Raw genomic sequence first — 12,637 nt, forward strand, 5'->3', positions numbered from 1 at the left:
GAGACTAGTGACCATGACCCTGCCGCCGGAAGGCTTCGAGGTGCGGCAATGAGGCAGTACCGCATGTCTCTTTGCTTTTGACGCTGGAAGACACCACCTGTAGGAATGAATGCAGTTTGTCGGAGAACGGCCATGGGCACCCAACGCAAACCGTTGGAACATCTTGGCGAGAAGAAGGTCGGCACTGTTCGCGTTACTCGCGATGGCGTAACTGGCCGTTTCGCGGTGTCTACACGCCCGGACGCTGAACCGTCTTATATGCCTGAGTCGGTTGATCGCGTGAAGGCGCTGTCGGAAGCCCCGGCTTCTGGAGAGGCGATGAACGGCAAAGACTACCTCCGCTGGTTAAACGGCTGACACCCTCATGGCACCGCCCTCTGGACCCGTCGTTGCACGCTTTGAACCAATTGACGAATTCCAGAAGCTCTACCGGCGCTACAGGGATGACCATCCAGGCATCGTCGAGGCATTATACTGACCTAACTGCATCGGGACACTCCATCGCAGCAATACTTCCCATAAAAGCAACCCAAAATGGAGATGGGACAAATAATATAGAAATCAGGTTTCAATGCGTAGAAATTGGAAGAATGGAAAAATCCAAGCAATAGAAATCACCTCCCCAACTCCCGCATAGCCCCGTCCAGCCCCTCCAGCGTCAGCGGGAACATCCGCCCGCCCATCAGGCGCTGGAGCAGGCGGGTGCTTTCCGTGTAGTCCCAATATTGCGGCGGGGTCGGGTTCAGCCACACCGCTTTGCTATAGACCGACAGCAGGCGCTGCATCCACACCTGCCCGGCTTCCTCGTTCCAGTGCTCGACGCTGCCGCCGGGATAGACGATCTCGTAGGGGCTCATGGCGGCGTCGCCGACGAAGACCAGCTTGTAGTCGGCGGGATAGGTGTGCAGCACGTCCCAGGTGGACAGGCGCTCGGTGTGGCGCCGCGCGTTGTCGCGCCAGACGCCCTCATAGACGCAGTTGTGGAAGTAGAAGTGCTCCAGATGCTTGAATTCGCTGCGGGCGGCTGAGAACAGCTCCTCCACGAGGCGGATGTGGTCGTCCATCGAACCGCCGATGTCGAGGAACAGCAGCACCTTGATCGTGTTGTGCCGCTCCGGAACCATCTTCAGGTCGAGCCAGCCGGCGTTGTTGGCGGTGGCGCGGATGGTGCCGGGAAGGTCCAGTTCGCTGGCCGCCCCGCTGCGAGCGAATTTGCGCAGGCGCCGCAACGCCACCTTGATGTTGCGGGTGCCGATCTCCACGCGGTCGTCCAGGTTCCTGAACTCGCGGCGGTCCCACACCTTGAAGGCGCGGCGGTGGCGGCTCTCGTGCTGGCCGATGCGCACGCCCTCCGGGTTGTAGCCATAGGCGCCGAACGGTGACGTGCCGGCGGTGCCGATCCATTTCGAGCCGCCCTGGTGCCGGCCCTTCTGCTCGGCCAGACGCTGGGCCAGCGTCTCCATCAGCTTGTCCCAGCCGCCGAGCGCCTGGACCTGCGCCTTCTCCTCGTCGGTCAGGAAGCGTTCGGCCAGCTTGCGCAGCCACTCCTCCGGCAGGTCGGTGACGGCGACCTCCTCGCCGGCCGGCATCTCCTCGGTCAGGCCCTTGAAGGTGGCGCCGAAGACGCGGTCGAAGCGGTCGAGGTTGCGTTCGTCCTTAACCAAGCATGCACGACTGAGATAATAGAAATCCTCGACGCGGAAGGACGCGGCGCCCTGCTTCATGGCCTCCATGAGCGTCAGGTACTCCGTCAGCGAGACGGGGACGCCGGCCTTGCGCAGATCGAAGAAGAATGACGTGAACATGGGCGCGGTCCTTCGCACAGGAATCCCCAAAGGCGGGTGTCCCCGGGGCGGAGAATAATGCAATGCCCCAGCCGAGAGAACAGCATGACCTTGCCGAACGCTTCCTTGTCGGGCGCTCCCCTCCTCGATTTCGCGCGGGCGCTGGATTTCGCCGCGCACAAGCACATCGACCAGCGCCGCAAGGGCGTGCGCGCCGAACCCTATGTCAACCACCTGTCGGAGGTGGCCCTGCTGGTGGCGCAGGCGACGGCGGGCAAGGACCCGGTGGTGGTGATCGCGGCCCTGCTGCACGACACGCTGGAGGACACCGACGCCAGCTATGAGGAGATCGAGCAGCTGTTCGGCACCGAGGTGGTGCAGGTCGTCGCCGAGACCACCGACGACAAGCGCATGTCGAAGGCCGAGCGCAAACAGCACCAGATCGACGCCGCCCCCCACGCCTCGACACGGGCGAAGCTGGTGAAGCTGGCAGACAAGGTGTCGAACCTGCGCTCCATGGCGCACAGTCCGCCCGCCGACTGGCCGCTGTCGCGCAAGGTCGAGTATTTCGACTGGGCGTACGCGGTGGTCGCCGGCCTGCGCGGGGTCGACGCCCGGCTGGAGGCGCTGTTCGACCGCGCCTATCACGACGGGCTGGCGGAGCTGCGCGGGCAGACGGTATAGACAGCCGGATATATCGACACGCGGAGTGGCTTTACCCCGCCGGTCCGAGGAGAAGAGCAGGTCATGACGATCCACCGGCAGACGCCTCTCGCCGAATCGCTGAGCCTTTCCAGACAGTTCGGAAAGGACATCCATCTGAAGATGGAGGCCGCCCAGCCGACCGGATCGTTCAAGGCACGTGGTGTCGGACACGCCTGCACCGAACACAGGAACCGCGGGGCGCGGCGCTTCGTCTCCTCCTCGGGCGGCAATGCCGGCCTGGCCGTCGCCTATGCGGGACGCAGGCTTGGCGTGCCGGTGGTCGTGGTCGTGCCGAACACCACCTCGGAACGCGCCAAGGCGATGATCGGCCTGGAGCAGGCCGAGGTCGTCGTCCATGGCTCCTCCTGGGCGGAGGCGAACGAGCGGGCGCTGTCGATGCTCTCGCCGACCGATGCCTTCATCCATCCCTTCGACGATCCCCTGCTGTGGACCGGCCACGCCACCCTGGTCGACGAGTTGGCCGAGCAGGGCGGGAAGCCGGATGCCGTCATCCTCTCCGTCGGCGGCGGCGGGCTGCTCTGCGGTGTCGCCGAAGGTCTGGACCGCAACGGCTGGGGTGACGTTCCGATCGTCGCGGTGGAAACCCGCGGCGCCGAGTCCTTCGCACGCGCGGTCGCGGCCGATCATCCCGTGACGCTTGCCGGCATCGACAGCATCGCGACCTCGCTCGGGGCCAAGACGGTCTGCGTCCGCGCGCTGGAGGTGGCACGGTCACGCCGGATCGAGTCCGTCGTCGTCTCCGACGCCGAAGCGGTCGAGGCCTGCCTGCGGTTGATGGATGATCATCGGGTGGTGGTCGAACCGGCGTGTGGCGCTTCGCTGGCCGCACTGGGCAGGTCACGCATCGTCTCGGAAAGCAGCGGACGGATCGTCGTCGTCGTGTGCGGCGGCGTCGGTGCCAGCGCCGAGGACCTGTTCCGCTGGCGGGCCGGCTTCGCCTGATGGCAACCGGCTTTCAGCGACCCGCTTGCGGCAATCGGCCTTCCGATTGACATCGCGCAATGCGGCTTCATGACGGAAGTCTTATGGAGAAGGGACGACGCTGACGCCACCCGTGCCGCTGACGGCCGAGGAAAGATGCCATGTCCCTTCCGCAAGAAGACACCACCCTCACCCGCCGCCCCGCCCCGGCAGCCAAAGCCGCCGCTCCGCCGCAAGGCGACCAGCATGAGGAGCCGGGACGCCACTGGTTCATCAACCGGCCCAAGGTCTATGCCGCTGACGTCAAGGGCCGCTTCCGCCAGCTGAAATGGGCGGCGCTGATCGTCCTGCTGGCGATCTACTACATCACGCCGTGGATTCGTTGGGAACGCGGGCCGGGCATTCCCGATCAGGCGGTGCTGATCGACATGGTCGGGCGCCGCGCCTATTTCCTGTGGATCGAGATCTGGCCGCAGGAGGTCTATTACCTGACCGGCCTGCTGATCCTGGGCGCCTTCGGCATCTTCTTCGCCACCACGCTGGCCGGCCGCGTCTGGTGCGGCTATGCCTGCCCGCAGACGGTGTGGACCGACCTGTTCATGTGGGTCGAGCGCAAGATCGAAGGACCGCGCACCACCCGCATCCGGCTGGACAAGGCGCCGATGACCGGGGCCAAGCTGGCGCGCAAGACCGCCAAGCATGCGGCGTGGGTCGCCATCTCGCTGCTGACCGGCGGCGCCTGGGTGTTCTATTTCAACGACGCGCCGACACTGATGAACGAGCTGCTGCACGGCGAGATCACCAGCGGGGTGGCGACCTTCATCGCGCTGTTCAGCTTCACCACCTATTTCTTCGCCGGCTGGGCGCGCGAGCAGATCTGCATCTATGTCTGCCCGTGGCGCAGCTTCCAGTCGGCGATGGTGGACGAGGATACCTTCCTGGTCACCTATGAGGACTGGCGCGGCGAAGGCCGCGCGCCGCTGCGCAAGTCGCAGAGCTGGGACGACCGGCAGGCGGCGGGGCTGGGCGACTGCATCGACTGTAAGCAGTGCGTCCATGTCTGCCCGACCGGCACCGACATCCGCGAGGGACAGCAGATCTCCTGCATCGGCTGCGGCCTGTGCGTCGACGCCTGCAACGACGTGATGCGGCAGATCGGCCGGCCGATCGACCTCGTGCGCTTCGACACCCAGTCGAACCAGATCGCCAAGATCGACGGCAAGCCGGAACGGGTGAAGCTGGTCCGGCCGCGCACGGTGATCTATTCGCTGATCATGCTGATCGTGCTCTGCGCCATGGGCATCGCCCTGCTGCTGCGGCCGACGCTGGACGTCAGCGTGCTGCGCGACCGGGCGCCGCTGTTCGTGACGCTGTCCGACGGGTCGGTGCAGAACGCCTATACGATCAAGGTGCTGAACAAGACGCACATCGCCCGCAGCTATCTGGTGAGCTTCGAGGGTCTGGGCAACGCGCATCTGTCGGTCGCGGGGGATGAGGCGGCCGGCAGCGGCAGCAGCCTGACGCTGAAGGCGGAGGCGGACTCGGTGGCGACCTTCCGGGTGTTCGTGAAGGTGCCGCCGGCGGCGGTCAAGTCGGGCTCGACGGACGTCGCGGTGATCGCCAAGGATCAGGCGAGCGGCGAGGCCGGCAAACACGCCAGCGTGTTCATGGCGCCGTGAGGGAAGAGTACCCTCTCCCACCCCGGGAGAGGGTATCCGAGGGGGGAGAGGCTTATTCTTCTACGCCCCCGTCACCTTCGTCCGGGTCCGCTTGACCGTCGCCGGGGGCGGGGCTTCGCTGGCGGGGTCGTCGAGCGCGCTCAACAGGCGTTCCTTGATCTTCGCCAGCTTGCCCTCATGCGTCACCTTCAGGCCGAAGACGTCCTTCACATAGAAGACGTCGATGGCCTTCTCGCCGAAGGTGGAGACCTTGGCCGAGCTGATCTGAAGCGTCAGGTTCGACAGGGCGCGGGTCAGGTCGTAGAGCAGGCCGGGACGGTCGCGGCCGTTGACCTCGATCACCGTGTGGGTGGTCGAGGCGTTGTTGTCGATCAGCACGCGCGGCGGCACATGGAAGACGCGGGTGCGGCTGGCCTGGGTGGTGCGGCGGGTCGACAGGTCGTTCAGCGGCTTCAACTGGCCGGACAGCACCTTCTCGATCATCACCGACAGCTTGGCGAGCTTGTCGCCGCTCTCGAACGCCCCGCCGCCGGCGGCGTCCTGCACCGAGAAGACGTCGAGCGCCATGCCGTTGGTCATGGTGAAGATGCGGGCATCGACGATGTCGGCCCCGCAGGCGGCCAGCGCCCCGGCGAGGCGGGAGAACAGGCCGCTGTGGTCGGTGGCGTAGATCGTCACCTCGGTCACAGCACGGCCGCGGTCGACGCGGGTCTCCACCGTCAGCGGGCGCTGCTCGCGCTCCGCCTCGCGGACGATGCGGGCCTGATGGGCCAGCGTGTCGGTGTCGAAGGCCAGCCAGTAGCCGGGATAGCCCAGGCCCCTGTGATGCTCGAACGCCTCGTCGTCGAAGTCGGTCAGCTCGGCGCGCAGCGCCGCCTGGGCGGCCTGGATGCGCCGGCCCCTGCCCTCCACCGTCATGCCGCCGGACATCAGTTCTTCGGACCGGTTGTAGAGTTCGCGGAGAAGCGTGGCCTTCCAGTTGTTCCAGCGCTGCGGCCCGACGGCGCGGATGTCGGCGACGGTCAGAACCAGCAGCAGGCGCAGGCGTTCGGGCGACTGGACCAGGGCCACGAAGTCGCGGACGGTCTTGTCGTCCTCCAGGTCGCGCTTGAAGGCGGTGTGCGACATGGCGAGGTGCCAGCGCACCAGCCACGCCACGGTTTCCGCCTCTTCCGCCGTCAGGCCGAGGCGGGGGCAGAGCTTCTCGGCGACGCGGGCGCCCAGCACGGAATGGTCGCCGCCGCGGCCCTTGGCGATGTCGTGCAGCAGGACGGCGACGTAGAGCGCACGCTTGGAGACGACCTTGTGGATCACCTCGGTGGAGAGCGGCAGCTCGTCGGCATGCTCGCGCGACGCGATCTTGTGCAGGATGCCGAGCGCGAACAGCGTGTGCTCGTCCACCGTGTAGACATGGTACATGTCATACTGCATCTGCGCGACGACCCGGCCGAAGTCCGGGATGAAGCGGGCCATCACCCCGGCCTCGTTCATGCGGCGCAGCGTGATCTCCGGATCCTTCGGCCCGGTCAGGATGTCGAGGAAGAGGCGGTTGGCCTCGGGGTCGTTGCGCAGCTTCGGGCCGATGGCCGACAGCGAGCGGGTGATGGAGCGCAGCGCCGCCGGATGGATGTCGATGTCGTTCATCTGCGCGGTGTGGAACAGGCGGATCATGTCGATCGGCTGTTCCTTGAACTGCTTGTCGCTGCGGGCGTTCAGCCGCTCGCCGTCGACGATGAAGCCGTCCACGTCCTTGCGGCGGGCGACCGAGGCCAGGCGCAGCAGGTTGAATTTCGGCGGACGCTTCGATTCCGCTTCCAGCGCCGCGCAGAAGATGCGCGTCAGGTCGCCGACATCCTTGGCGACCAGGAAGTAGTGCTTCATGAAGCGCTCGACGCCCTTGGTGCCGGCATGGTCGGTGTAGCCCATGGCGGCACCGATGCTGGTCTGGACATCGAAGGTCAGGCGGTCTTCCAGCCGGCCGGTCAGGTAATGCAGGTGGCAGCGCGCGGTCCACAGGAAGTTCTGCGCCTTGGCGAAGCGCTGCGCCTCCTCTGGCGTCAGCACATGCTTGCCGACCAGCTCGTCGACGCCCTCGACCCGGTAGAGATACTTGGCGATCCAGAACAGGGTCTGGAGATCGCGCAAGCCCCCCTTGCCGTCCTTCAGGTTGGGTTCCAGCACATAGCGGCTGTCGCCCATCTTCAGGTGGCGGTTGTCGCGCTCGGCCAGCTTGGCCTCGACGAATTCGGGACCGGTGCCGGCGACGACCTCCTTGTCGTAGCGCTTGCGCAGCTCGGCGAACAGCTTGCCCGGCCCCCAGAGATAGCGGGATTCGAGGATCGCCGTGCGGATGGTGACGTCGGCCTTGGACTGGCGGATGCACTCGTCGACGCTGCGCACGGCATGGCCGACCTTCAGCCCCAGATCCCACAGGATGTAGAGCATGTATTCGACCACCTGCTCCACCCGCGGCGTGCGCTTGTAGGGCAGCAGGAACAGGAGGTCGATGTCGGAGAAGGGCGCCAGCTCGCCACGGCCGTAGCCGCCGGTGGCCGCCACGTCGAACACCTCCCCCGAGGTCGGGTTGGCGGTGGGGAAGATGAAGCGGACGGTGAAGTCGGCCAGCGTGCCGACCACCCGGTCGGCGAGATAGCAGTTCTCCCGCACGCACTGCTCGCCCGACCCGCCGGCGTCGAAGCGCTGCCGCACCTCCGCCCTGCCCTCGGCCAGCGCCTTGCGCAGGCAGGCGATCAGCGCCGGCCGCAGCTTGTCGCCGGTGCCATGCTCGGCGACCAGATCCTCAAGCTCCCCCGACAGCTTGCGGCGGGAGATGATGGCGCGCTTGTTCGGGATGGCGGGCGCGGGCGATTCCGGCGGGGACGGCACCTTGGAACGGGACAGCATCGGTCGGGGGAAACCTTCGCTTTTGGATCGGCTTTTGAGACGGCGATTGGGCGATCGTGATATGGCCGCAACGGCCGCACTATAGCGGTAAAGCCTTCAGGTAGCACGTCCGCACTGGAAAACCAGAGGCCGGCCCCTGCTTATGCCTGCGGTTGTGACCGCCGTCACAGCGGCACCAGTATTGCGTGGTCAAACTGATCCTGTTTGGAGCGTAATACGGGAGACGGGTCATGACCGGCCGGACGATCGCGGAGCGCACGGCGAAGGAGTCATCCTTGAAGGGACGGCGGGAACTGGCGGCGCTGAACGACGCGCTGACGCTGGCCGAACGCGGGCTGGGACGGCAGACGACGGCGGCGCTGATGGCGCGGCTGTTGCGGATTGCCGCGATGTATCCGCGGTCGGTGGACGACACGCTGATGTGGCAGGTGACCGACCTCGTCACCGGCGACGATCTGTCGGACGCGGTGAAGCTGACGCTGATCCGCATGGGATGGGCGTCGATCGTCCAGGCGCAGTACAAGGTGCAGGGATTGCGGATGGTCGCCGCCCCAAGGCGTCGACAAGCCGCCGCGGCCTGAGTGATGGGGCCTGGGGTGATGGGGCCTGGGGTGATGGGGCCTGGGGTGATAGTGACAGGCTTCACGTCATAGGGACCGGCAGGATCGAACCGGCAGAAGCTGCCCGGCGGCAGAATTCGCCGCCTTCGATTGATGCCTCAAGCTTTGGAAGCCGAAGGGTTTGGCATTCGGCGTTGAATTTGCATCGGGGTTGGCGCCCAGGCACCTGCCGTCGGGCGAAGGCGCACCCAACAGCGGGATCACCGCGATGCAGGTCAACGGATACACCGGCTATTCGGCCAACCTCTACGGTCAGACACAGGCGGCGACCACCCGGAAAGGCTGGGGCAGCAGCACCGGTCCGACCACCGACACCGACGCGGTGAACGCCTTCCTGACGGAGTCGAAGAAGACCCCGGCCGAACGGATCCGCGACGACTGGCTCGCCCGCCACAAGATGACGGAGGACGAGTTGAAGGCGATGCCGGCGGACAAGCGGGAGGCGGTCGAAAAGGAAATCGCCGAGGAACTGAAACGGAAGCTGACGGGGCAGGATGCCAAGCGCGGCGTTGTGATGAACATGACCGCCTGACACCCTGTCCGCCTGGCGCCCTGCCCGCCTCTCCCTACGGTTCCGTCACCCCTCGCGCACGCTCACATGCACGTTGCCGCCGCCCTCGCGCTCCAGCAGGGCGGACGCTTGCGCCTCCTGCTCCGGCGAGGAGACGCGCACCCACAGGATGATGCCGCCGGCCTCCAGGGCGCGGGTGAATTCGTCGGGCTTGGGGTGGCTGGTCAGTTCGTCCAGATAGTCCTTGATCGCCACGCCGCCGACACCGGCGGCGACCAGGGCCGCCAGCGCCGCCTCGATCGGGCCGCCGACGATGGCGATCAGCCCGGCGGTGGTCAGGGGGAAGGCGTATTTCAGCTCGCCCACCAGACCGGTCAGCGCCTCGTCGCGCGGGCGGTATTTCGGGTCGGCTGCCTCAAGCGAGGTGTGGCTGGCCAGGACCGACAGATCGGCGCGGTCGAAATCGGCCGCGAGCACGGCCTCCACCGCGCGGTCGAACGCGGCGCGGGTGGCGAAAAGGGCAACGACCTCCCGCACCTCAGCGGGTACGGTGGCGGGTACGGTCTGCCCGGTCGATTGCGTCATGATGGCCGTCTCCCTATTTTTAAGCTTTCCCTATTGTAGCGACCGGTTGTGAGCGCCCGTCAACCGCAACAGGGACGCAGGGCCGAGTCGTTCGTGCGCGTCCTGTTGTCCCACGCTCTGCTATCCGGCCTATCCCGCGGCTGCATATCCCGTGATAGGGTGCGCGCCTGAAACACCCCACCCAAGGCTTCGTGGTTCCCGTGTCCGACATCGCAGAAATCGTCATTCCGCCCGACGCAACGCCGATGATGGCGCAGTATCTGGAGATCAAGCAGGCGCATCCCGACTGCCTGCTGTTCTACCGGATGGGCGACTTCTACGAGATGTTCTTCGAGGATGCGGTCAATGCCGCGGCGGCGCTGGACATCGCGCTGACCAAGCGCGGCCAGCATCTGGGCGAAGACATCCCGATGTGCGGCGTGCCGGTGCATTCCCACGAGAATTACCTGCAACGCCTGATCCGCCAGGGATTCCGCGTCGCCATCTGCGAACAGATGGAAGACCCGGCGGAGGCGAAGAAGCGCGGGTCGAAATCGGTGGTGAAGCGCGGCGTCATCCGCATCGTCACCCCCGGCACCCTGACCGAGGACAGCCTGCTCGACGCCCGTTCCTCCAACTGGCTGGCGGCGGTGGCGGAGACGGCGGGCGGGCTGGGGCTGGCCTGGCTGGAGATGTCGACCGGCGAGCTGGTGGTGCAGCCGGTGGAGCGGACCGGGCTGGGGGCGGCGCTGGGGCGGCTCGATCCGCAGGAGGTGCTGATCTCGGAGAAGCTGAGCCAGACGCCGGAACTGTTCGAGCTGTGGGGCGAATGGAAGTCGCGGCTGACCGTGCAGCCCACCCCGCGCTTCGACAGCGAGAACGGCAGGCAGCGGCTGTTGACGCAGTATGGCGTCGGCACGCTGGACGCCTTCGGCAGCTTCACGCGGGCGGAGGTCGCGGCGGCCGGCGCGCTGGTCGGCTATGTCGAGCTGACGCAGAAGGGGCGCGTGCCCCGGCTGTCGCCACCGCGCCGGCTGGGGCCGGGGGCGGTGATGGAGATCGACGCCTCCACCGCACGCAACCTGGAACTGACGCGGACGCTGAGCGGGGAGCGGCGCGGCAGCCTGCTCGCCACCATCGACCGCACGGTGACGGGGGCAGGCGCCCGGCTGCTCTGCGCCCATCTGACCGCGCCGCTGACCGACCCGGCCGCCATCGGCCGCCGGCTGGACATGGTGGAATTCGCGCTGACCGAGGAACGGCTGCGCGGCGAACTGCGGCAGGCGTTGCGCAGCTGTCCCGATCTGGAGAGGGCGCTGTCGCGGCTGACGCTGGGGCGCGGCGGACCGCGCGATCTGGCGGCGATCCGCGACGGGCTGCGGCAGGCCGGGCTGATCCGCGAACTGCTGGCCGGCGTCCTGCCGCTGCCGGACGGGCTGGCGGCGCTGGACAAGCGGCTGGGGGCGCATTCGGAACTGGTCGACCAACTGACCCAGGCGCTGGCGCCGGAGCTGCCGCTGCTGGCGCGCGACGGCGGCTTCATCGCGCGCGACTACAGCTATGCGCTCGACGAGCTGGTGACGCTGCGCGACGAGAGCCGGCGGCTGATCGCCGGGTTGCAGACGAAATACGCCGAGATCGCCGGGGTGCCGTCGCTGAAGGTCAAGCACAACAACGTGCTGGGCTATCACATCGAGGTCACCGCCGCCCATGCCGACAAGCTGATGTCGGACAAGGGCCGCGAAGTGTTCATGCACCGCCAGACCATGGCGAACGCCGTGCGGTTCGGCACGGTGGAGCTGTCGGACCTGGAGCGCCGCATTTCGGAGGCCGCCGACAGGGCGCTGGCTGTGGAGCTTGAGCTGTTCGCCGGGCTGGTCGAGGTGGTCGCCGGCAAGGCCGACGCCATCGCGCAAGCCGCCCATGCGCTGGCGGCGCTGGACGTCGCCACTTCGCTGGCCGAACTGGCGGAGGAGCGGCGCTACAGCAGGCCGCTGGTGGACGAAAGCCTGGGCTTCACCATCAAGGGCGGGCGGCATCCGGTGGTGGAGGCGATGCTGGACACCGCCCATGGCGGGCCGTTCGTGGCGAATGACTGCGATCTGGCACCCGACAACCGGCTGTGGCTGCTGACCGGCCCGAACATGGCCGGTAAATCGACCTTCCTGCGGCAGAACGCGCTGATCGCGATCCTTGCGCAGATGGGCGGCTTCGTGCCGGCGGAGCGGGCGCATATCGGGGTGGTGGACCGGCTCTACAGCCGTGTCGGCGCCGCCGACGATCTGGCGCGCGGGCGCTCCACCTTCATGGTCGAGATGGTGGAGACGGCGGCGATCCTGAACCAGTCGGGCGCGCGGGCTCTGGTGATCCTCGACGAGATCGGGCGCGGCACGGCGACCTTCGACGGCCTGTCGATCGCCTGGGCCTGCGTCGAGCATCTGCACGACGTGAACCGCTGCCGGGCGCTGTTCGCCACCCACTATCATGAACTGACGATGCTGGCGTCGAAGCTGCCGGCGCTGTCCTGCCACACCATGCGCATCAAGGAATGGCAGGGCGACGTGGTGTTCCTGCACGAGGTGACGGCGGGAGCGGCGGACCGCAGCTATGGCATCCACGTCGCCAAGCTGGCCGGGCTGCCGCCGGCGGTGGTCGGGCGGGCCGACGAGGTGCTGAAGCTGCTGGAATCGGGCGACCAGAACGCGACGATCCACCGGCTGGCCGAGGATCTGCCGCTGTTCAGCGCGGCGCTGAAGCGGCCGGCCAAGGTGGTGGCGGAGGTGGAGGCGGCGCCCGCGGGGCCGTCGGCGGTGGAAGTGGCGCTGGCCGGGATCGACCCGGACAGTCTGACGCCGCGGCAGGCGCTGGAGGAGTTGTACCGGCTGCGCGGGATGGTGGGCTGATTTCTTGGAGATCCCTTCTCCCCCC

Annotated in this window: 10 protein-coding genes; 7 read left to right on the plus strand and 3 right to left on the minus strand. The window is 67.1% G+C overall.

The window, feature by feature from the left end; all coding sequences use genetic code 11:
- Positions 1 to 132 precede the first annotated feature (132 nt).
- Positions 133 to 357 (plus strand): hypothetical protein, encoded by a 225-nt coding sequence (locus E6C72_RS11660; protein WP_136700730.1) that lies wholly within the window; start codon positions 133 to 135, stop codon positions 355 to 357.
- Between the two features lie 257 nt (positions 358 to 614).
- Here E6C72_RS11660 and E6C72_RS11665 read toward each other — a convergent pair whose 3' ends face one another.
- Positions 615 to 1,805, minus strand: a complete 1,191-nt coding sequence (locus E6C72_RS11665; protein ID WP_109442625.1) for a VWA domain-containing protein — start codon at positions 1,803 to 1,805, stop codon at positions 615 to 617.
- A gap of 84 nt (positions 1,806 to 1,889) precedes the next feature.
- On the opposite strand from E6C72_RS11665, the gene E6C72_RS11670 reads away from it, so the two are divergent.
- The 3 genes from E6C72_RS11670 (at position 1,890) to ccoG (ending at position 5,110) form a co-directional block, all read left to right on the plus strand.
- Positions 1,890 to 2,468, plus strand: coding sequence for an HD domain-containing protein (locus tag E6C72_RS11670; protein WP_109442626.1), 579 nt, complete (start codon positions 1,890 to 1,892; stop codon positions 2,466 to 2,468).
- A 63-nt stretch (positions 2,469 to 2,531) separates the two neighbouring features.
- A complete protein-coding gene (locus E6C72_RS11675) occupies positions 2,532 to 3,452 on the plus strand; it encodes a pyridoxal-phosphate dependent enzyme (protein ID WP_109442627.1) in 921 nt (306 codons plus the stop codon).
- Between the two features lie 140 nt (positions 3,453 to 3,592).
- Complete coding sequence (gene ccoG / locus E6C72_RS11680; protein ID WP_109442628.1) at positions 3,593 to 5,110, plus strand: cytochrome c oxidase accessory protein CcoG; 1,518 nt, start codon at positions 3,593 to 3,595, stop codon at positions 5,108 to 5,110.
- Between the two features lie 60 nt (positions 5,111 to 5,170).
- Here the strand turns inward: ccoG and E6C72_RS11685 are convergent, their stop codons facing one another.
- On the minus strand, positions 5,171 to 8,014 hold the full coding sequence (locus tag E6C72_RS11685; protein ID WP_109442629.1) for a [protein-PII] uridylyltransferase: 2,844 nt from the start codon (positions 8,012 to 8,014) through the stop codon (positions 5,171 to 5,173).
- Between the two features lie 230 nt (positions 8,015 to 8,244).
- Here E6C72_RS11685 and E6C72_RS11690 point away from each other — a divergent pair, with 230 nt between their 5' ends.
- Together E6C72_RS11690 and E6C72_RS11695 are read left to right on the plus strand one after the other, a co-directional pair.
- The gene (locus tag E6C72_RS11690; RefSeq protein ID WP_109442630.1) at positions 8,245 to 8,595 is read left to right on the plus strand and encodes a hypothetical protein; all 351 of its coding nucleotides are present in this window, start codon (positions 8,245 to 8,247) and stop codon (positions 8,593 to 8,595) included.
- 247 nt (positions 8,596 to 8,842) lie between these two features.
- Complete coding sequence (locus E6C72_RS11695; RefSeq protein WP_109442631.1) at positions 8,843 to 9,166, plus strand: hypothetical protein; 324 nt, start codon at positions 8,843 to 8,845, stop codon at positions 9,164 to 9,166.
- A 45-nt stretch (positions 9,167 to 9,211) separates the two neighbouring features.
- Here E6C72_RS11695 and E6C72_RS11700 read toward each other — a convergent pair whose 3' ends face one another.
- A complete protein-coding gene (locus tag E6C72_RS11700) occupies positions 9,212 to 9,730 on the minus strand; it encodes a hypothetical protein (RefSeq protein ID WP_109442632.1) in 519 nt (172 codons plus the stop codon).
- Between the two features lie 245 nt (positions 9,731 to 9,975).
- Between E6C72_RS11700 and mutS the strand changes: the two genes are divergently transcribed.
- Entirely contained in the window at positions 9,976 to 12,612 is a 2,637-nt protein-coding gene (gene mutS, locus E6C72_RS11705) for a DNA mismatch repair protein MutS (RefSeq protein WP_109442697.1), read from the plus strand.
- Positions 12,613 to 12,637: the final 25 nt, after the last annotated feature.

The organism is Azospirillum sp. TSH100 (assembly GCF_004923295.1).
Classification (GTDB): Bacteria; Pseudomonadota; Alphaproteobacteria; order Azospirillales; family Azospirillaceae; genus Azospirillum.

Excerpts from the sequence above, each read along its gene's own strand:
- E6C72_RS11660 (WP_136700730.1), top strand. The coding sequence starts at position 133 with ATGGGCACCCAACGCAAACCGTTGGAACATCTTGGCGAGAAGAAGGTC.
- E6C72_RS11665 (WP_109442625.1), bottom strand. The coding sequence starts at position 1,805 with ATGTTCACGTCATTCTTCTTCGATCTGCGCAAGGCCGGCGTCCCCGTC.
- E6C72_RS11670 (WP_109442626.1), top strand. The coding sequence starts at position 1,890 with ATGACCTTGCCGAACGCTTCCTTGTCGGGCGCTCCCCTCCTCGATTTC.
- E6C72_RS11675 (WP_109442627.1), top strand. The coding sequence starts at position 2,532 with ATGACGATCCACCGGCAGACGCCTCTCGCCGAATCGCTGAGCCTTTCC.
- ccoG (WP_109442628.1), top strand. The coding sequence starts at position 3,593 with ATGTCCCTTCCGCAAGAAGACACCACCCTCACCCGCCGCCCCGCCCCG.
- E6C72_RS11685 (WP_109442629.1), bottom strand. The coding sequence starts at position 8,014 with ATGCTGTCCCGTTCCAAGGTGCCGTCCCCGCCGGAATCGCCCGCGCCC.
- E6C72_RS11690 (WP_109442630.1), top strand. The coding sequence starts at position 8,245 with ATGACCGGCCGGACGATCGCGGAGCGCACGGCGAAGGAGTCATCCTTG.
- E6C72_RS11695 (WP_109442631.1), top strand. The coding sequence starts at position 8,843 with ATGCAGGTCAACGGATACACCGGCTATTCGGCCAACCTCTACGGTCAG.
- E6C72_RS11700 (WP_109442632.1), bottom strand. The coding sequence starts at position 9,730 with ATGACGCAATCGACCGGGCAGACCGTACCCGCCACCGTACCCGCTGAG.
- mutS (WP_109442697.1), top strand. The coding sequence starts at position 9,976 with ATGATGGCGCAGTATCTGGAGATCAAGCAGGCGCATCCCGACTGCCTG.